Origin of the sequence: Streptomyces sp. NBC_01381 (assembly GCF_026340305.1) — a bacterium.
In the GTDB taxonomy this organism is placed as follows: domain Bacteria; phylum Actinomycetota; class Actinomycetes; order Streptomycetales; family Streptomycetaceae; genus Streptomyces.
Map to the genome: position 1 here is coordinate 1,315,633 of NZ_JAPEPI010000001.1, position 18,147 is coordinate 1,333,779.

Consider the following 18,147-nt stretch of genomic DNA (forward strand, 5'->3'; position numbering starts at 1 on the left):
GTTACGGCCCCGCCGTGCGCCGGGGCGGAGCATCGATCCTGCATCCGGGGCGCATGGGTGCACGGGCGGGGGCGCGCATGGGGAATGGGTTCCATGTGCGGGTAGCCAGGTCTGGGGCGCTCAGAAGAAGCCCAGTTACCGACTTATGGTCCGTTTGTGGTGCATCTTCCGTTTGCCCCTAGGGCATTGATCATCTGGGTGGCCGAATTTCGGCCCCTGTACCGATGATCCAACGTGCGCATCAGGGGGTACGCCATGGCCGCAAGGCCGCTCGTCGCGCGGCAGCCCAACGAAAGGCTGCAGGCACTCATTCAGGAAGCGGGTTGCTCGAACGCGGGCCTGGCCCGCAGGGTCAACATGTGCGGTGCGGAGCACGGTCTCGATCTGCGCTACGACAAGACGTCCGTCGCCCGGTGGCTGCGCGGGCAGCAGCCGCGCGGCCGGGCGCCCGGCATCATCGCCGAGGCCCTGGGCCGCAAGCTGGGCCGTACGGTCACGATCGACGAGATCGGCATGGCGAACGGCAAGAACCTCGCGTCGGGCGTGGGTCTGCAGTTCTCGCCGACCGTCCTCGGCGCCATCGAGCAGGTGTGTGAACTGTGGCGCAGTGACGTCGGGCGGCGCGATTTCCTCTCCGGGTCGTCCGTCGCCGCCTCCGCGCTGGTCGAGCCGAGCCGCGACTGGCTGATCTCGTCGCCGGACGCGCAGGTCGGGCGGATGGCGGGGCCGCGGGTCGGGATCTCCGACGTGGCGGCGGTGCGGGCGATGACGGAGGCGCTGACGCAGCTTGACCACCAGTACGGCAGCGGGCATGTGCGGCCGGTCGTCGTGCACTACCTGAACAGTGTGGTGTCGGGGCTGTTGGCGGGCTCCTATCGGGAGTCCGTGGGGCGTGAACTGTTCTCCGCCGTCGCGCGGTTGACGGAGCTCGCCGGGTACATGGCCGTCGACACGGGGCAGCCGGGGCTCGCCCAGCGCTACTACATCCAGGCGCTGCGGCTCGCGCAGGCGGCGGGGGACCGGGGGTACGGCGGGTACGTACTGGCCGCGTCCATGAGCCATCTCGCGGCTCAGCTCGGAAACCCGCGGGAGATCGCGCAGTTGGCGAGGGCGGCCCAGGAGGGGACGCGCGGGCGGGTCACCCCGCGCGCGGAGGCCATGTTCTACGCCGCCGAGGCGCGGGGGCACGCGCTGCTCGGGGACGGGCGGTCGACGCAGGCCGTGGCGGGCCGGGCGGTCGAGGCGATGGACCGCGCGGCGGGGGAGGCCGGTTCGGGCGATGACCCGGTGTGGATCCGGCACTTCGACCACGCGTATCTCGCCGATGAACTGGCGCACTGTCACCGGGACTTGGGACAGGCGGACGCGGCGGCGCGCAGTGCGGAGGAGTCCCTGGCGGGGCACCCCGAGACGCGGGCGCGGCGCCGGGCGATCGGGCTCGTCCTGCTCGCCACGGCGCAGGTGCAGCGGCGGGACGTCGAGCAGGCGTGCCATACGGGCCTGAAGGCGGTGGAACTGCTCGGCACGCTGCGGTCGAACCGTGGCGCGGAGTATCTGGACGACTTCAAGGACCGGCTCGATCCGTTCAGGGACGAGCCGGTGGTGCGGGAGTTCGGGGCGCGGATGGACATCCAGGCCGCGTGAAGCTTTTGTGGTGTCCGCTGTGGCCGGGTGAACGCCACCTGGCCCTGGCCCCTCCTCACCGTGAACGGCCAACTCCGGTATGCGATCGATCCTTCGCCGAACCATTACCAGCGTCTTGAGGTGAGGTTTTGTTACTCCCGTGATCGTGGCGGAGGCGGGGGTTTGAGCTGCGTGGCAGACGGCTGTGGCGACCCGGTAGCGTGAGCCGACGGTTCCGTAGGTCCCCCATTCGTAGGAGTCCCGGTGACGCAGCAGAGCGGACAGGGCGCCGCTTCCTCCGATCCGCATTCCGCGGACCGGCACGCGCACGAAGGCATCGTGCTGCCTGCCGACGGGAGCGAGCCCCTGATGCCCGGCACCGCCGGTGACCATGTGGCCCCCACGGGCGGCAGCCCCTGGGGCCAGCCGTGGGGCCCCGCCCCTGCGGACCCGCCGGGCGCGGGCCAGGCCTGGGGCTCGGCCCCCGACCAGCCGCAGACCTACGGCGCGGGCACCCCGCTGCCGCCCGAGGGCACACAGCCCCAGCAGGGCGCCGCACAGCCTTACGGGACGCAGCCCGCGGACGCTTCGTACGGCGGCCAGGCGCCGACCCCTTCTTATGGCGGCCAGGCGTCGGCTCCTTCGTACGGTGGTCAGGCACCGACTTCTTCGTACGGTGGCCAGCCGTCGGCTCCTTCGTTCGGTGGTCAGCCGTCGGCCCCTTCATACGGTGGCCAGGCGCCGGCCCCTTCGCACGGTGGGCAGCCGCAGGACGCTTCTTACGGCGGGCAGGCTCCGGGTGCTCCGTACGCGGGGCAGGCTCAGGGCGGCCAGCAGGCGGGGCAGCACGCGGGGCAGCCCGACGGCGGGGCCTATGGGGCGCAGACCTCGGGTGGCGCGCACGCCGGGCAGCCTGCGGGTGGCATGCACGCGGGGCAGTCCGCCGATGCCGCGTACCCGGGGCAGCAGGGACAGCACGCCACACCTGGGCAGTCGGGACAATTCGCCCCTGGTGCGCAGTCGGGCCAGCTCCCGTCCGGTGCGCAGCCGGGCCAGCTGCCGTCCGCCGCTCAGGGCGGCCAGCTTCCGCCCGCCGCTCAGGCCGGGCACCTTCCGTCCGCCGCTCAAGACGGCCAGCTTCCGCCCGCCGTTCAGCCGGGCCAGCTGCCTCCGGTCGCCGCGGCCGGTCAGCTGCCGGCCGCTGGTGGGGCCGGTTCCGCGCCGTTGCCGCCGGCCGCCGGGGACGCCGACGCGACGCAGTACATACCGGCGATGCCCGGTGCCGGTGCCGGTGCCGATGAAGGTGCCACCCAGTACATACCGCCCGTCGCGCCGGGCGCCCTGCCCCCCGAGGCTCCCGCGGGCGACGGGACGCAGGTTCTGCGGCGGGTCTCCAACCCCGCCGCGCCCATGCCCCCGGCGGCTGCGGGCCCCATGCCGGGCGCCGCCCCTGACGCGGACAGCGAGCCCACGCAGTACATCGCTCCCGTCCCCGCCGCACCCGGCGCCGCCCCCTTCGGGATCCGGCCCGGAGCTCCGGGGGACCGGCAGCCGCCCGCCGAGTTCGACAGTCTCTTCCGTACGGAGCAGCCGGAGTCGGAAGGCCCCGCCTCCACGCAGCAGATGCCCCGCTTCGAGCACCCGCAGCCCTCGCAGCCCGCCGGGCACGGCGGCGACGGCGGGGGACGTGCCGCGCGCCGTGCCGCCGCGGCCGCTCCCGCCCGCGGGGGCCGCACCGGTTCGAAGGCGCCGCTGTTCGCCGCCGTGGGTGTCGCCATCGCGGTGCTCGGCGTCGGCGCCGGCGCGATGCTCAGCGGCGGGGGCGGTGACGAGGACAAGGACGACCCCAAGACCGTCTCGGAGTCCGCGCCCGCCGAGGAGAAGCCGTCGCCGTCCGTCGACCCGGCCAAGGAGCAGGCCGTCGCCCTGGACAAGCTCCTCGCCGACAGCAACAACAGCCGTGACTCGGTGATCGCCGCCGTACGCAATGTCGGCAAGTGCGCGAACCTCGCCCAGTCGGCCACCGATCTGCGCAACGCGGCCAAGCAGCGCAACGGCCTGGTCACGCGCCTGGCCGGGCTCTCCGTGGACAAGCTGCCCGCCAACGCCCAGCTGACCGCCTCCCTCAACAAGGCGTGGAAGGCGTCAGCGTCCGCCGACAACCACTACGCCGCGTGGGCAGGACAGGTCGCGGGCAAGAAGGGCTGCAAGAAGGGCCACGCCCGCTCGACGCCGCACGCGGTCGCCGCGAACAAGGCGAGCGGCGAGGCGACCACGGCCAAGCAGCAGGCGGCCGGGCTGTGGAACACCATCGCCAAGCAGCACGGGCTCACCACCCGCGACAAGTCGCAGCTCTAGAAGCCCCCGCCGGTAGGCCTGCGGGCCTACCGGACCCCCTCCAGGGTCTTGGAGACGTTCACGAAGCCCTTGCGTGCCGGGACCAGACGGCCGTCCCGTACGACCTGGAACGTGATGTCGGCGTTGACCAGGCGCGGGAAGTCGCTCGCCGCGAGCATGTCCTTGAAGCGCCAGCTCAGGGTGGGCGTCAGGCCGCCCGTCTTCACCTGCAGCCCCTTGTCGAGGGCCCGGCGCAGGGAGCGGGACGAGACCTCGTCGCCGTCGAGCGACTCGACGACCTGCTTCAGGACGGTGTAGGCGATCCACGTGGTCTGCACGCCCGCGTCCGCCGGGTCGACCCGGTTGTCGCCGAAGGCCCGCTGCCGGATGACCTCGCGCATCTCGTCCCAGCGGGGATCGCTTGCCGCCGGGTACCAGCCGGTGACGTAGGCGCCTTCGTACGGTCCTTCCGCGCCGCCCGTGCGGTCGATGAGGGACTGGTCGACGCTGCCGAGCACGGAGGAGATCTTCGCGGTCGGGTACGCGTCCTCGGTGCGCCGGTAGGAGTCGTAGAACGTGTCCGTGCGGGCGCCGAGCGCGGCCGTCACACAGCCGCCGGTGCCCGCGCGGGTCAGCGCCTGCTCGGCCTGCGAGGTGAAGTCGGTGCCGTCCTCGGGGGCCCGGATGTCCATGGCGGGCTTGCGGCGGCCCTCGGCGAGGCCCGCGTCGAGGAGCTTGGGGAGGGCGTCGCCGGCGATCGTGTCGGGGCGTACGAGGGAGACGCGCTCGCAGCGGGCGGCGAGCTGCCGGCCGTTGCCCGCCATCAGGGCCGGTTCGCCGCCGTTGACCGGGTACGACAGGGGGCTGCTGAACTCCTCGTCGGTGACGCCGTAGCCGCCGATGTAGGGGACGCCGGCGACTTCGAGGGGGGAGAGGAAGGACTGGCCGTGCTGGCTGTAGGAGCCGACGACGGCGGCGACCTTCTTGGCGACCGCCTCGCGGGCGCAGTCGGCGGCGCCGACCGGGTCGTTGTGGTCGTTGCAGGTGATGACCTTGAGCTCGCGGCCGTCGAGGCCGCCGTGCGCGTTGACCCAGCGGGCGTAGGCCTTGGCCATGGCGGGGATGCCGGGCTTGTTGGTCGCCTTGGTGTTCTCGGGGGCCCAGGTCATGACGGTGACGGGTTCGTCCCTGGATCCCCCCGTGGATCCAGGGATGACCCCGCAGCCGGTTGTCAGGGACGCACACGCCACCACCAGGGCGGCCGCGGTGAGCGCTGTGGACTTGGAGGGGCGGGGGAGCAAGGTGCGTCGCGAGACCGGCATGTGCAATCACGATTCCGCCGCTGCGCCAACCAAGGAGTGACGTTTCGCCAACGCATGGTGACAAGAAGGTGAATGACAGGGGCCGATTCGGCCGCCCGAAGGGGGAACGTACGATCGATGACCGTGCAAGGTTCGGAGAAGTCTTCCCGTCGCGGCAGTCGCTCAAGCACCATGGGCGGCATGCCAACGAACGACATGCCGTGGTGGCGCTGGCGCAGCAACGTGCGCTCGGCGCTGCACATGCTCTCCGACCCGGAGTTCCAGCGTGAGTGCTGGCTCGCGGGCCGCGAGGAGTACGGGGACGTGACCGATGCCGTGTACCGGCTGGTCGAGGACACGTGGCTGGACAACTGGTCCGCCGAGAAGTACGTGGGGACGATCTTCCGGGATGCGGAGGAGGCGGCGCTGGTCGATGCGGCGGTCCTTCGGGTGCTGCGGATCATGCACGAGGTGGGGCCGGATGCTTTGGTGTCCGCCTATCTCGATCATCCGGGGTGGCCTGAGGCGGTGCGGGCGGCGCGTGATGCGCATGTCTCTCTTGCTGTGAGTGACGGGGAGAGCCCCGATGAAGTGCCCCGGACGCTTGAGGTGCTGCGGATTTTGACTCGGTCCGCCTGAGCTTTGCGTCTGCGGGTGCGTCGTGGCTGGTCGCGCAGTTCCCCGCGCCCCTTCGGGGCCCACAGCCGGGTCGGCGTGTGGGAACCTTGGGCGCATGAATCAGAAGGCCCCCGCCACCGCTGAGCAGTACGTCCTCAACATCTCCTGCCCCGACAAGCAGGGCATCGTGCACGCCGTGTCGAGTTATCTCTTCATGACCGGGTGCAACATCGAGGACAGCCAGCAGTTCGGCGATCACGACACCGGGCTCTTCTTCATGCGCGTCCACTTCTCGGCCGAGGCGCCGGTGACCGTGGAGAAGCTGCGGGCCAGCTTCGCCGCGATCGGTGACTCCTTCCAGATGGACTGGCAGCTGAACCGCGCCGACGAGAAGATGCGGGTCGTGCTGCTGGTCTCCAAGTTCGGACACTGCCTGAACGACCTGCTGTTCCGCTCCCGGATCGGCGCGCTGCCCGTCGATATCGCGGCGGTCGTCTCGAACCACACGGACTTCGCCGAGCTGGTCGCCTCGTACGGCATCCCCTTCCACCACATCCCGGTGACGAGGGACAACAAGCCGCAGGCCGAGGCGCAGCTCCTGGAGCTCGTGCGGTCGGAGAACATCGAGCTCGTCGTCCTCGCCCGCTATATGCAGGTGCTCTCGGACGACCTCTGCAAGCAGCTCAGCGGCCGGATCATCAACATTCACCACTCGTTCCTGCCGAGCTTCAAGGGCGCGAAGCCGTACCACCAGGCGCACGCGCGCGGTGTGAAGCTGATCGGTGCCACCGCGCACTATGTGACGGCGGATCTCGACGAGGGCCCGATCATCGAGCAGGAGGTCGAGCGCGTCGGGCACGACGTGACGCCCGACCAGCTCGTGGCGATCGGCCGTGACGTGGAGTGCCAGGCGCTCGCGCGGGCCGTGAAGTGGCATGCGGAGCGCAGGATTCTGCTCAACGGGCGCCGGACGGTCGTCTTCGCCTGACGGCAGCTCTTTCCCTGCTTACATCCGGCTCAGCGAAGCCGCCGCGAACAGTACGTCCCTGATCGCCTGGCGGTCGCCGTTCTGCCCCGCGGCCGCTTCCTCCGGTGAGACATGGCCCGCGGCCAGACGGCAGAACTCGACGCCGTCCAGGGCGACGTGGGCCACCTCGTGGTCGGCGGAGGCATCGGCGGCGGGGGAGTCCAGCGGGATGAACCACTCGCCGCCGCCCATGCCCTCGACCTCCAGGCGCAGGCTCCGGCCGGGCGCGCCCGCGGCCACCAGTCCGCGCGGCGGCGGTGCGAGGCCGGAGCGGCGGCGGTCGGCGAGGGTGCCGGGGAGCATCCGGGCGGCGAGGTCGATCATGCGGTGCAGATGGCGCGGGGACGGCGGTTCGTAGGGGTAGTCCACCGCGTCCGCGATGTCGCCCGCGTGGATCCAGCACTCGAAGGCGCGGTCCACCATCGAGTCGCGCAGCGGCAGCTCGGGGCGGCGGCCCGTGGCGTCCGGCGCGCCGTACGCCACGGCGAGGCCGCCCGAGCCGTCCCGTGAGCCGGGGCTCTGGGAGGACCCCGCGGTGAAGGACACCGTGCGGATCAGTTCGTGGCTCTGGTCGCGCCAGGGGCCGTGCACCGCGCGCGTGGGCGGGAAGTACGAGGCGCGCCAGTACGCCTCCGTGCGCTGGGTGGGGGTTGCCGGTACCGGAGCGCCCGCGTTCAGCGGGTCGTCGAGGCCGAGGGCGGCGGCGACCAGGCCGTCCACGGCCAACAGGTGCGCGATCACCCCGGCGACCGTCGTCTTGCGGCTGACCGGGCCGTCCCCGTCGAACCACCGCAGGCGCACCGGGGCGTGCCACTCCGAGTCCCCGATGTCCCGCAGGAGCGCGTCGAGCCTGGCCGTCTCCGCGTCGTACGGGATGGCCCACTCCGGCACCGGGATGCGCGGCGGGCGGCGGCCGAGGCAGCTCTCGATGACGCGGCCCCGCAGGCCGGGGTCGAGGTCGAGGCTCTCCTCCTGGTGCAGCAGGCCGACCGCGTCGCGCAGCCGCAGGGCCTCCTCCGCGCAGGGGCCGCAGTCGCCCAGGTGCTCCTCGACGGCGATCGCTTCCTCGGGGGAGCAGGCGGCGAGCGCCCATGCGCCGAGGAGGGACTTCAGGACGCGGTGGTCGAGGGCCAGCGGAGGCTCGGGCAAGGGGAGCCCGGTGTCCTCTATGGAGGTGCGGGGCAGCGGTATGCGCGGCGGCTTTCCGGGGTGCGGCGGGCGGCCGCCCTCGCCCAGGCCGCTTCCGGAGCCCGTGCCGCTTCCGGCGCCGCCGCCGGGGAGCTCGGGCTCCTCGTACGGTTCCTGCCGTCCGGGCCCGTTCACAGCGCTCTCCGGTAACCGGGAGGCGCCTCTGGCGCGGGGTCCTTGTCGGCGGCCTGGGCGCCCGCGTCGTTGGCGGTGGAGAGCAGCTGCAGGCCCAGGCGGAGGCGGCGGCGCGCCTCGTCCTCCGTGACGCCGAGGTCGGCGGCCGTCTGGCGGTAGTCCCGCCGCTGGAAGTACGCGAGCTCCAGGGCGGCGCGCAGCGGGGCCGGCATGGCCGTGACGATGTAGTCGGCGCGGGCGGCAGCGGAGGCTCGGCGCACCTTGCGCTCCAAGTCCTCCGTGGTGCCCTCGCCGCCGCGGGCGAGGGCGGCGGACTCGGTCTGGCGAAGCCGCCGGACGGCCCGCTCGTGGGTGAGCTTGGCGACCCAGGAGCGCAGGGGGCCCTGCTTGGGGTCGTACGCGTCCGGGTTCTCCCAGATGTGGGCGAAGACCTCGCGGGTGATCCGGTCGGCGGCCTGCTCGTCGCCGAGCACGCGGTGGGCCAGGCCGTGCACGAGCGAGGCGAAGCGGTCGTACAGCTCCCCGAGCGCGGCGGCCTCGCCGTGCGCCAGCCGCTGCTGCATGCGGCGGTCCCAGCGACGCGGCGCGTCCTTCGCCATGCGGCCCCCTCTGCGCTGCCGTGCTCTGCCCTTGCCGTCCTCTGCCCTCGGCTCGCCGGATTCGTGCCCGTCGAAACCTTCCATCGAATGTAGTCGCCGTCACCGACAACGGGCTTCCCTTTACGGCAAAGTACGCGCCCACCCGGCCTCGGATGATAGGGACCGGCGTCCCTGGTGTTTCATGGAGGAGAGGTGGGGCAGCCGCGACGTAGGAAGCGTAGGGACAGCTTCCGGATCTTCGCGCGAGCGACGAGCAGCGAGAGGCGTGCGTGTGACGCTGAAGGTGGCCGTGGACGAGCAGGGCGGCTGGGCCGTGCTGCGGGTGTCCGGCGAGATGGACCTGGTGACGTCGCCCGTGCTGCGCCAGCGCGTGCACGACGCCGTCGCCGACGGCCGCCGGAGCCTGGTCCTCGATCTCTCCGAGGTCCTCTTCTGCGACTCCAGCGGCGTCGGCGTACTGATCGCGACGCGCCGCCTCTTCCGCTCCTGTCAGGGCCGGCTACGCCTGATACTGCCCGCGCACGGCGCGGAGGACGGCTCACACGTGAACCGGGTCCTCGCGGCCCTGGGCGTACGCCGCCTCTTCGAGGTCTTCCCGGACGTGACAGCGGCGGTGGACGACGGGGCGGCGCCGCTCTCGGCGTGATGCGGCCGGTCGGCAGCGCCCGAAGGGGCGCGGGGAACTGCGCGACCAGCCAAGACGGACCCGCAGACGATCACCGCTCTACCTGCGGAGCATTCAGCAGTCGCCGAGGTCGCCGTCGATCTTGTTGTAGTAGCGCGTGCCGCCGTAGTAGATCTTCAGGCCGCAGACGCCGTGCCACTTGCCGCCGGTGAACTTGTGGCTCTTGTCGCGGGCGATCTTGTAGTAGCCGGAGTCGCTGCCGGCCTGGTGGACGTTGACCTTGATGTTGCCGCTACAGCGGTTGTACACCCGGAGGATCTGGTCGCTGCCACTGATGGTGATCTTGTGCTTGGCGCACCCCAGACGGGTGTCGGCCGCGCCCGCCGAGGGGGCGCTCGCGAGCGTCATCGCCATTCCGGCGGTCAGGGCCCCGACAATAAGTTTCGTACGCATGCTTCTCCTTGGTCGGTGCCGGGTCCGGGAGCGGAGCGGCAGTCGGCTCGTCAAACGCTCAGGGCCCAGCGGGAGTTGAGGATCATGCTCACAGGGCGGCCCAACAATTCCCCAACACACCGCCCACAGCGGTGGGACGCGTTTGCGCGTAACCTTCGGCTTCCTGACGCCGGGCGGTTGCCGAACACGTACGCTCGCTGCCAGAGACACCCAGGGAACCCCCTGTGCACACGCACCCAACCGCAGAAGTGAGGCGGCCCGAACACCATGGACAGTGCCGAGTACGAGCGTAAGATCGCGGCCCGTTTCGCCACGTTCGATCAGGACGGCAACGGCTACATCTCCCGTGAGGACTTCAGCACGGCGGCTGTCGCCCTGCTCACCGAGTTCGGCGCGACAGCGCGTTCCGAGAAGGGCCAGGCCCTCTACATCGGGGCCGAGGCCTTCTGGCAGGGCATGGCCGGCATCGCCGACCGTGACGGTGACCAGCGGATCACCAAGCACGAGTTCGTGGGCGGCGCGGTGAAGCGCCTGCGCGACAACCCCGCCCGGTTCGCCGAGATCGCACGGCCGTTCCTCGACGCAATGATCGCCGTGGCGGACGCCGACGCCGACGGCGCGGTCACCCCGCAGGAGGTCGGCCGCGCGCTGAAGGCGCTCGGCGTCCAGGCGGACATCGCCGAGGTGGCGGGCACCGCGCTCGACGCGGACGCGGACGGCAAGGTCTCGGAGGCGGAGATCGTCGCGGCGTTCGCGGCGTATTTCACGGTGCCCGAGTAACTCACCCCTCCGCGAACCGCTCGCGCAGCTTGTACTTGAGCACCTTCCGCAGGGTCTCGTTGCGGGGCAGGGCCTCCACGGTCTCCAGCTGTTCCGGCAGCTTGTACGTGGACAGGCCCTCCCCGCGCAGATACGTCACCACGGAGTCCAGCGACAGGGCGTCATGTGCGCCCGTCCGCTGCTCGATCACCGCGCACACCCGCTCGCCCCGCTCGGCGTCCGGGAGGCCGATGACGGCCGCGTCGTTCACGGCCGGATGCCGGTGAAGGAGATCCTCGATCTCCTTCGCCGAGATGTTCTCGCCCTTGCGGATGATGATGTCCTTGGCCCGGCCGGTCAGGACCAGATGTCCCGTCGGCTTCACGTGCCCCAGGTCCCCGGTGATCAGGAAGCCGTCCGCGTCGAAGACCTCCGCGCTCTGCCGGGGGTCCAAGTAGCCCTGGCAGACGGCCTCCCCGCGCAGCCGCACCTCGCCGTCGACCCCGGCGGGCACCTCCTTGCCCTCGGCGTCTGTGACCCGGATCTCCATCCCCTCCGGGGGGAGTCCCTCCGTCGTGGCGAGGTTCTCCGGAGTGTCGTCCGGGGCGCCCATCGTGATCATCGGTACTTCGGTCATGCCGTAGCCATGGGTGAGCTGGCACCCCATCTCGCGTACGACCGCGTGATAGATCTCCGGCGGCTTCGGCGCCCCGCCGCCCGCGAGGAGGCGCAGGGTGGGGATGACCTTCTCGCCCGCCGGGAGCCCCCGCTGCTCGGCGAGGAACATCGAGTAGAACGCGGTCGACCCGCCCGCCACGGTCACGCCGTGCCGCCGGTAGCCGTCGAGCGCGTCCGGCAGCGCGAACTGCTCGAACATGACCGCCGGGAAGCCGTACAGCAGGAGCATCACGGTGTAGTCGGGCCCGGCGATGTGCGCGAAGGGGAACGCCATCGAGCCGATGTCCGACACCTTCAGATGCAGGGCGTGGGCCAGGCAGGACCCGCCCGCGATCAGTGAACGGTCGGTGTGCAGCACGCCCTTGGGGTCGGACGTGGTGCCCGAGGTCCAGTAGATCCAGCGCACCGATGTGCCGTCGGCGGGCGGGGGCGGCAGAACGGACGGGTCTCCGTCGGGCAGGTCGTCGTACGCGTACGCCTCGAAGACGCCCCGCGCGCCGAGCCGCCCCGCCATCTCCGTGTGGTCGAAGCCGCGCCACACCCCGGGCACGGCGAAGAACTCGGCCTTCGACTCGCGCAGCGCGAAGCCGACCTCGCGGTCGCGGTAGAAGGGGATGACCGGCGACTGCACGGCGCCGATGCGGGCCAGCGCGAAGGACAGCAGGGCGGTCTCGATGCGGGTCGGCAGCTGCCAGGCGACCACGGTGCCGGGGCGTACGCCCATCTCGTACAGGCCTGCGGCCACGCGCTCGCAGCGGCCGCGCAGTTGGCCGAAGGTGAGCGTGCGATCGTCCGCGGGATCGGCGGCGGCCTGGACGAGGACCGGGGCGTCGGGGGTGAGCGCGGCGCGGCGTTCGATGAGCTCCCAGAGGGTGCGGGATGCGCCGAGCGCGTGGGCGGTCTCGTTCTCTGCAGTGCTCGAGCTGCTCGAGGTACTCATGCGATGCGATCCCCTCGTGGCCGGAACCGAAGCTGCGCCCAACTGACGGACAGTCAGATCGTGCGGAGAGCGTAAGGCTCACCGCCTTGTCGGTCCAGGGGTGCGGGGCTAGCCTGCTATCTGACGGGTCATCAGATCGCCCGGAGTGGCCGGAGGGATGACCGGAGGCGCCTTGAAAGGCAGGACACCATGACCGAGCTTCCCCGGATCGTCAGCGTCGACGACCATGTGATCGAACCCGCGCATCTCTTCGAGACCTGGCTGCCCGCCAAATACCGCGACCGCGGCCCCAAGCCCCTCACCGCGGGCATCGGCGAACTCGCCTACGTGGCGGGCAAGTACCAGATCACGATGGACCCGGACGGGCCGCCCACCGACTGGTGGATCTACGAAGACCTCAAGTTCCCGTACAAGCGGAACATCGCGGCGGTCGGCTTCGACCGCGACGAGATGACCCTGGAAGGCATCACCCGCGCGGAGATGCGACGCGGCTGCTGGGACCCCGTCGAACGCCTCAAGGACATGGACCTCAACCATGTCGAGGCGTCCCTCTGCTTCCCCACCTTCCCGCGGTTCTGCGGCCAGACCTTCGCCGAGGCGCACGACAAGGAGGTAGCCCTGGCCTGCGTGCGCGCGTACAACGACTGGATGGTCGAGGAGTGGTGCGGCGACAGCGGCGGCCGCCTCATCCCGCTCTGCATCATCCCCCTCTGGGACATCGACCTCGCCGTCGCCGAGATCAAGCGGAACGCGGCGCGGGGGGTGCGGGCGGTCACCTTCTCCGAGATCCCGACCTATCTGGGCCTGCCCTCCATCCACTCCGGCTACTGGGACCCGTTCTTCGCGATCTGCCAGGAGACCGGCACGGTCGTCAACATGCACATCGGGTCCAGCTCCCAGATGCCCGCCGCGTCTCCGGACGCCCCGCCCGCCGTGCAGGCCGCGCTGTCCTTCAACAACGCGATGGCCTCGATGATGGACTTCCTCTTCAGCGGCGTGCTCGTGAAGTTCCCGCAGCTCAAACTGGCCTACAGCGAGGGTCAGATGGGCTGGATCCCGTACGCCCTCGAACGCGCCGACGACGTATGGGAGGAGCACCGCGCCTGGGGCGGCGTCCGCGACCTGATCCCCGAGCCGCCGTCGACGTACTACTACCGCCAGATGTTCTGCTGCTTCTTCCGCGACAAGCACGGCGTCGCGTCGCTGGACGTGGTCGGCCGCGACAACGCGACCTTCGAGACCGACTATCCGCACGTCGACTCGACCTTCCCCAACACCAAGGAAGTCGCCCTCGACCACGTCAAGGGCCTCGACGACGAGACGATCTACAAGCTGATGCGGGGCAACGCGATCCGCATGCTGGGCCTGGACCTGGACAAGTAGGCGGGGCCGGCGTGGATCTCACGTACACGGAGGAAGAAGAGGACTTCCGGGCGCGGCTGCGCGCATGGCTCGCCCGGACGCTCCCCGAACTGCCGCCGCGCCCCGACCCGCTGGACTGGCCGGGGCGGCGCGCGTACGACATGGGGTGGCAGCGCAGGCTGTACGACGCCGGGTACGCGGGCCTGCACTGGCCGGCCGACGCGGGCGGCCAGGGGGCGACCCCCACGCAGCATCTGATCTTCCTGGAGGAGACGGAGAAGGCGGGCGCGCCCTACGTAGGCGCGAATTTCGTGGGCCTGCTGCACGCGGGCCCGACCATCGCCTCCGAGGGCACGCCCGAACAGCGGGCACGCTGGCTGCCACCCGTCCTGCGCGGCGACGAGGTGTGGTGCCAGGGCTTCAGCGAGCCGGACGCCGGATCGGACCTCGCGTCACTGCGCACGCGCGCGTGGCGGGACGGCGACCACTACGTGGTGAGCGGGTCCAAGATCTGGACCTCGCACGCGGAGGTCGCCGACTGGTGCGAGCTCCTCGTGCGTACGACACCGGTGAGCGAGGCCGTGCCGAAGCACCGGGGCATCTCCTGGCTCGCGATGCCGATGGACGCCCCCGGGATCACGGTCCGCCCGCTGCGCACGCTCGCCGGCTCCACGGAGTTCGCCGAGATGTTCCTCGACGAGGTGCGGGTGCCGGTCGCCAACCGGGTCGGCGCGGAGAACGACGGCTGGCGCGTGACGATGGTGACGCTCTCCTACGAGCGGGGGACGGCCTTCGTGGGGGAGGTCGTCGCCTGCCGCCGCGTCCTGGGCGAGCTTGCCCGCGAGGCCCGCAAGAACGGGCGCTGGGACGACGCGGTGCTGCGGCGCAGGCTGGGCAGGCTGAGCGCGGAGTTCGGGGCGCTGTGGCGGCTCACCCAGTGGAACGTGAGCGAGTCGCAGCGCTCCGGGGGTGTGCCGGGGGTCGGCGGGTCCGTCTTCAAGCTGCGGTACTCGCATGCGCGGCAGGAGCTGTACGAGGCGGCGGGGGAGGTCCTTGGCGCGGGCTCCTTGGACCTGGACCACGAGTGGACCCTGGACCGGCTCTCGTCCCTCTCGTACACGATCGCCGCCGGGACCTCGCAGATCCAGCAGAACATCGTGGCCGAGCGGATACTCGGCCTCCCCAAGGGGCGGTGAGGGAGCGTATGGATTTCCAACTCACTGAGGATCAGCGGGCGTTGCGGGGCGGGGTGCGGGATCTTCTCGAGGGGCGGTTCGATGTGCGGGCCGCCTTGGACGAGGGCTCTTCTCTGGACCGGGGTTTGTGGAAGGAGCTGGGGGACGCCGGGTTCTTCTCGCTGATGGTGCCGGAGGCGGATGGCGGGGTCGGACTGGGGCTTCCTGAGGCGGTATTGGTCTTTGAGGAGGCGGGGCGGGCGTTGCTGACGGGGCCGCTGGTGGGGACGTTCCTCGCCGCGGGGTCCTTGCAGGGGGCTGCGTCGGGGGAGGTGGTGGTCACTTGCTCCCTTGGTTCACTGGTCCCTTGGCTGGACGAAGCGGATGTTGTCCTGGGCGGCGGCGTGGAAGGTGCTGTTCCTTTTCGGTCGCTGGATCCCCTTACGCCGCTTCATCGGTTGCCCGGCAGTGGGGGCTTTGCCCACCCGTCCCGCCCTGCGGGACGCCTGCCCAAAGCAAGGGCGGGGGTGGGGGCGGCGGCGGAGGCGGTCGATGGGGATCTGGCGGATCTGCTCGTCGCCGCCGAGCAGCTCGGGTCCGGCGGGAAGACTCTGGAGATGGCTGTCCGGTATGCCCGGGAACGTACCCAATTTGGGCGGGCCATCGGGGGGTTCCAGGCCGTGAAGCACCTGTGTGCGCAGATGCTTGTCCGTGTCGAGGTCGCGCGCGGTGCCGTGTACGCCGCGGCCGTCACCGGTGACGTACTGGAGATCGCCGGGGCCAAGCTGCTCGCCGACGAGGCGGCGGTGCACAACGCGCGGGACTGTCTGCAGGTGCACGGCGGGATGGGGTTCACCTGGGAGGCGGACGTGCATCTGCATCTCAAGCGGGCCTGGGTGCGGGCGGGCCTTGGCCGGTCGGCGGCCCAGGCGGAGGAGGAACTGGCCGCGGCGCTGTGAAGGGCGGGCCCGATGTGACGCTGTGCGTTCGGTGTGACGCCGCGTGTGCACTGTGAACTGTGGTGCCGCCGTGCGGCGAGTGATCGACTTGTGAAGCCTATGAAGCGGGGGGAAGCTACAGAGCGTCGATATCGGGTTGTGTCCTAGGCGTGACTCGTCGCGGCACGGAGTCGGGCTTCCGCTCCGGTACCTTGTGTGGGATGCGAATGGTTCTGAGGCCGAGCCATGCCGGTGCTGCCCCTGAGGCGGCTCCGGGCCCGGCGTTGCGCGCCGCTCGCAGCGCAGGAAGGCGCCTCGCGCCCGCCTGTTCGACCCCCGGCAGCACGCGTCGCACAGTATGCCGCGCGCGTACTCCTTCGCGCTGGAATATGCCCGAAGCGCTTGTTGGGGTGACTGAACGTCAACCATGCTGTCTCTCAAGGGGATCACGTTCCGTGACCCTGTGGAGTCGCGAGGCGATGTGTCCGCCGGTTCGGATGGTGTGAGCGGTGCAGGTGCTTCAAGTTCAGCTGGAGGTCAGGCCCGACCCCGCCGAGGTGGGGCGGGCCCGCAGGTGGGCGCGTTCGCGGCTCGCCGGTTCCGGCATAGGAGTCGATGAGCCACTGGCCGAGACGCTGATCCTGCTGATTTCGGAGCTCGTCACCAACGCCGTTGTGCACACCGGCTGTCCGGCCGTGCTGCGCATGGTGCTCCCCGACACCCCGGACGTCGCCGAAGAGGCCGCGGGGCAGGTCGTGGGCACCGTCAGGGTCGAGGTCGCCGACGCCAGTGCCCGCCCGCCGCGGCCGCGCCACGCGGACGGCGAGGAGACCAACGGCCGGGGCCTCGAACTCGTCGACGGACTCGCGGACCGCTGGGGCTGGCAGCCCGAAGGCGCCGGCAAGAGCATCTGGTGCGAGGTGGACCGGTGCGAGCAGGGAGTCGGCGCGGTGGCGTTCGACGGCACGACCTATGACGACGTGGCGTACGAGGCTGTCTGAGCCGTTGCGTGTGAGGCCGTCCGAGCCTTGCGTGCGAGGCCGTCTGAGCTTTGCGTGCGAGCCGTCTGAGCTTTCGGCGGGCGCCCCTGGCCCCGTTCCGGGCTCCGGTATGCGCCGTCGCGTGCCACGATGCGCGGCCGTGCGCGGTCGGCACAAAAGCGGCATAATTCATTAATCACCGGACGGGTGTTGACGTACCGTGTCCGATTGATCACGCTTATGTGCAGCGATTCGCCGCGAGGGGACGCCGAGGGACGGTGGTGTGTGTGGCCCGGACCTTGGCGAGACGTGGGTCGCCATTCGGCGTCAGTCCCTTCGGGGCCGAAAGTGACAGGGCTTGGTCGCCGGAGCCGGATGGCGGCGCGTGCGGCAACGCGCTCGGGGCGGGAGCCGGGGCGCCGCCATCCGAAGGCTCATTACGGGGTTCACGGCACGGCCGCCCCCGCGGACCTCACAGCACCGCGACCGGCGCCACCGGTGACCCCGTGCCGCCGATGAACGGCTCGGGCATCGCGGAGAGCAGGAAGCTGTAGCGGGAAACTTCTGCACAGGCTGTGGACAACTTTTCCAGATTCCAGTTCTGGCCCTGCGGCATCCCCATCTCGACGAGGTCGAGCGCGTGCACCGGCAGCCACAGGTTCTCGATCTCGGGCGGGAAGATCTCGAAGGTGAGGGTGTCGTTGGCGACCGCCGCGACATCGCGCGCGTGGAACCACTCCGGGGTGCGGACCGAGAGGCCCGGCGACGGATAGCCGTACGCGTGCTTGTCGCCCGCCAGGTAGACCTGGACCTGCCCCGTGCGTACGAGGACGATGTCGCCGGCGCGGACCGTGACGCCCCCGAACTCCTCGGCCTCGGCCAGGTCTTCGGGCGTGACCGCGTGATCGCCCGGCAGCCGGTCCACGCCCTTGGCGCGGGCGACGTCGAGCAGTACGCCGCGCGAGACGAGGTGCGGCACCTTGTCGATGCCGCTGAACTGGGCGCCGGTGTGCGGGGTGATGGAGTCGGCGGGGCGGCCGTTGTAGATCTTTCCCGAGTGCGACACGTGGGTGAGCGCGTCCCAGTGGGTGGCGGTCTGCAGGCTCATCGTGACGACGTCGTCGCTGGTGGCGACCGTGCCGGGGCCGAAAAGCTCCTGGTTGATCTGTGTCATGGAGTGGAGGGGGTTGACCCGGCCTTGGATCAGACCCGACTGGACGCCGTCCTCCTTGAGGGGCAGCGCGAGCGGGACGCGGTGGCCGCTGCGGACGGTGGCGGCGGCCTCGCGTACGACCTCGTCGGTGATCAGGTTGAGGGTGCCGATCTCGTCGTCGGAGCCCCAACGGCCCCAGTTGTTCACGCGCTTGGCTATGTCGTGGAACTCGGGCGGCAGCGACATGAGTCCTCCC

Annotated in this window: 16 protein-coding genes; 10 read left to right on the forward strand and 6 right to left on the reverse strand. The window is 70.9% G+C overall.

The genetic code is table 11. The features are described from left to right. The first annotated feature begins 255 nt into the window (after nucleotides 1-255). Together OG453_RS06395 and OG453_RS06400 are read left to right on the forward strand one after the other, a co-directional pair. Nucleotides 256-1,644, forward strand: a complete 1,389-nt coding sequence (locus tag OG453_RS06395) for a transcriptional regulator (RefSeq protein ID WP_266865346.1) — start codon at nucleotides 256-258, stop codon at nucleotides 1,642-1,644. 243 nt (nucleotides 1,645-1,887) lie between these two features. After that, nucleotides 1,888-3,981 carry a hypothetical protein gene (locus OG453_RS06400; protein ID WP_323178609.1) on the forward strand — a complete coding sequence of 698 codons (2,094 nt, stop codon included), beginning with the start codon at nucleotides 1,888-1,890 and terminating at the stop codon, nucleotides 3,979-3,981. 26 nt (nucleotides 3,982-4,007) lie between these two features. Here the strand turns inward: OG453_RS06400 and OG453_RS06405 are convergent, their stop codons facing one another. Further along, nucleotides 4,008-5,282 (reverse strand): ABC transporter substrate-binding protein, encoded by a 1,275-nt coding sequence (locus OG453_RS06405; protein WP_266865348.1) that lies wholly within the window; start codon nucleotides 5,280-5,282, stop codon nucleotides 4,008-4,010. 117 nt (nucleotides 5,283-5,399) lie between these two features. On the opposite strand from OG453_RS06405, the gene OG453_RS06410 reads away from it, so the two are divergent. Both OG453_RS06410 and purU read left to right on the forward strand, forming a co-directional pair. Continuing rightward, nucleotides 5,400-5,900, forward strand: coding sequence for a hypothetical protein (locus OG453_RS06410; RefSeq protein WP_266865350.1), 501 nt, complete (start codon nucleotides 5,400-5,402; stop codon nucleotides 5,898-5,900). 94 nt (nucleotides 5,901-5,994) lie between these two features. Continuing rightward, entirely contained in the window at nucleotides 5,995-6,867 is an 873-nt protein-coding gene (gene purU, locus OG453_RS06415; protein ID WP_266865352.1) for a formyltetrahydrofolate deformylase, read from the forward strand. A gap of 18 nt (nucleotides 6,868-6,885) precedes the next feature. On the opposite strand, the gene OG453_RS06420 is transcribed toward purU, so the two are convergent. Together OG453_RS06420 and OG453_RS06425 are read right to left on the reverse strand one after the other, a co-directional pair. After that, the gene (locus OG453_RS06420) at nucleotides 6,886-8,229 is read right to left on the reverse strand and encodes a zf-HC2 domain-containing protein (protein WP_266865354.1); all 1,344 of its coding nucleotides are present in this window, start codon (nucleotides 8,227-8,229) and stop codon (nucleotides 6,886-6,888) included. Continuing rightward, complete coding sequence (locus OG453_RS06425) at nucleotides 8,226-8,828, reverse strand: sigma-70 family RNA polymerase sigma factor (protein ID WP_266865355.1); 603 nt, start codon at nucleotides 8,826-8,828, stop codon at nucleotides 8,226-8,228. The genes OG453_RS06420 and OG453_RS06425 overlap by 4 nt, the downstream gene beginning before the upstream one ends. A 271-nt stretch (nucleotides 8,829-9,099) precedes the next feature. Here OG453_RS06425 and OG453_RS06430 point away from each other — a divergent pair, with 271 nt between their 5' ends. After that, nucleotides 9,100-9,474: an STAS domain-containing protein gene (locus OG453_RS06430; protein WP_266865357.1), complete on the forward strand. Its 375-nt coding sequence runs from the start codon at nucleotides 9,100-9,102 to the stop codon at nucleotides 9,472-9,474. Nucleotides 9,475-9,567: 93 nt separating this feature from the next. Here the strand turns inward: OG453_RS06430 and OG453_RS06435 are convergent, their stop codons facing one another. Beyond that, on the reverse strand, nucleotides 9,568-9,906 hold the full coding sequence (locus tag OG453_RS06435; RefSeq protein ID WP_266865359.1) for a hypothetical protein: 339 nt from the start codon (nucleotides 9,904-9,906) through the stop codon (nucleotides 9,568-9,570). Between the two features lie 267 nt (nucleotides 9,907-10,173). Here OG453_RS06435 and OG453_RS06440 point away from each other — a divergent pair, with 267 nt between their 5' ends. Then, the gene (locus tag OG453_RS06440; protein WP_266865361.1) at nucleotides 10,174-10,686 is read left to right on the forward strand and encodes an EF-hand domain-containing protein; all 513 of its coding nucleotides are present in this window, start codon (nucleotides 10,174-10,176) and stop codon (nucleotides 10,684-10,686) included. A gap of 1 nt (nucleotide 10,687) precedes the next feature. Here the strand turns inward: OG453_RS06440 and OG453_RS06445 are convergent, their stop codons facing one another. Beyond that, the gene (locus OG453_RS06445; RefSeq protein ID WP_266865363.1) at nucleotides 10,688-12,283 is read right to left on the reverse strand and encodes an AMP-binding protein; all 1,596 of its coding nucleotides are present in this window, start codon (nucleotides 12,281-12,283) and stop codon (nucleotides 10,688-10,690) included. Nucleotides 12,284-12,472: 189 nt separating this feature from the next. Here OG453_RS06445 and OG453_RS06450 point away from each other — a divergent pair, with 189 nt between their 5' ends. From OG453_RS06450 to OG453_RS06465, 4 genes are all read left to right on the forward strand, one after another. Beyond that, nucleotides 12,473-13,666 (forward strand): amidohydrolase family protein, encoded by a 1,194-nt coding sequence (locus tag OG453_RS06450; protein ID WP_266865365.1) that lies wholly within the window; start codon nucleotides 12,473-12,475, stop codon nucleotides 13,664-13,666. An 11-nt stretch (nucleotides 13,667-13,677) separates the two neighbouring features. After that, nucleotides 13,678-14,841 (forward strand): acyl-CoA dehydrogenase family protein, encoded by a 1,164-nt coding sequence (locus tag OG453_RS06455; protein WP_266865367.1) that lies wholly within the window; start codon nucleotides 13,678-13,680, stop codon nucleotides 14,839-14,841. Nucleotides 14,842-14,849: 8 nt separating this feature from the next. Next, nucleotides 14,850-15,779 carry an acyl-CoA dehydrogenase family protein gene (locus tag OG453_RS06460; protein WP_266865369.1) on the forward strand — a complete coding sequence of 310 codons (930 nt, stop codon included), beginning with the start codon at nucleotides 14,850-14,852 and terminating at the stop codon, nucleotides 15,777-15,779. Nucleotides 15,780-16,267: 488 nt separating this feature from the next. Next, nucleotides 16,268-16,759, forward strand: a complete 492-nt coding sequence (locus OG453_RS06465) for an ATP-binding protein (protein WP_266865371.1) — start codon at nucleotides 16,268-16,270, stop codon at nucleotides 16,757-16,759. A 451-nt stretch (nucleotides 16,760-17,210) separates the two neighbouring features. Here OG453_RS06465 and OG453_RS06470 read toward each other — a convergent pair whose 3' ends face one another. Then, nucleotides 17,211-18,137, reverse strand: coding sequence for a cyclase family protein (locus OG453_RS06470; RefSeq protein ID WP_266865373.1), 927 nt, complete (start codon nucleotides 18,135-18,137; stop codon nucleotides 17,211-17,213). Between the last annotated feature and the right edge of the window lie 10 nt (nucleotides 18,138-18,147).

Bases quoted from the DNA above. Each gene is read 5' to 3' on its own strand.
- OG453_RS06395 (WP_266865346.1), top strand. From the start codon at position 256: ATGGCCGCAAGGCCGCTCGTCGCGCGGCAGCCCAACGAAAGGCTGCAG.
- OG453_RS06405 (WP_266865348.1), bottom strand. From the start codon at position 5,282: ATGCCGGTCTCGCGACGCACCTTGCTCCCCCGCCCCTCCAAGTCCACA.
- OG453_RS06410 (WP_266865350.1), top strand. From the start codon at position 5,400: ATGACCGTGCAAGGTTCGGAGAAGTCTTCCCGTCGCGGCAGTCGCTCA.
- purU (WP_266865352.1), top strand. From the start codon at position 5,995: ATGAATCAGAAGGCCCCCGCCACCGCTGAGCAGTACGTCCTCAACATC.
- OG453_RS06425 (WP_266865355.1), bottom strand. From the start codon at position 8,828: ATGGCGAAGGACGCGCCGCGTCGCTGGGACCGCCGCATGCAGCAGCGG.
- OG453_RS06435 (WP_266865359.1), bottom strand. From the start codon at position 9,906: ATGCGTACGAAACTTATTGTCGGGGCCCTGACCGCCGGAATGGCGATG.
- OG453_RS06440 (WP_266865361.1), top strand. From the start codon at position 10,174: ATGGACAGTGCCGAGTACGAGCGTAAGATCGCGGCCCGTTTCGCCACG.
- OG453_RS06445 (WP_266865363.1), bottom strand. From the start codon at position 12,283: ATGAGTACCTCGAGCAGCTCGAGCACTGCAGAGAACGAGACCGCCCAC.
- OG453_RS06450 (WP_266865365.1), top strand. From the start codon at position 12,473: ATGACCGAGCTTCCCCGGATCGTCAGCGTCGACGACCATGTGATCGAA.
- OG453_RS06460 (WP_266865369.1), top strand. From the start codon at position 14,850: ATGGATTTCCAACTCACTGAGGATCAGCGGGCGTTGCGGGGCGGGGTG.
- OG453_RS06470 (WP_266865373.1), bottom strand. From the start codon at position 18,137: ATGTCGCTGCCGCCCGAGTTCCACGACATAGCCAAGCGCGTGAACAAC.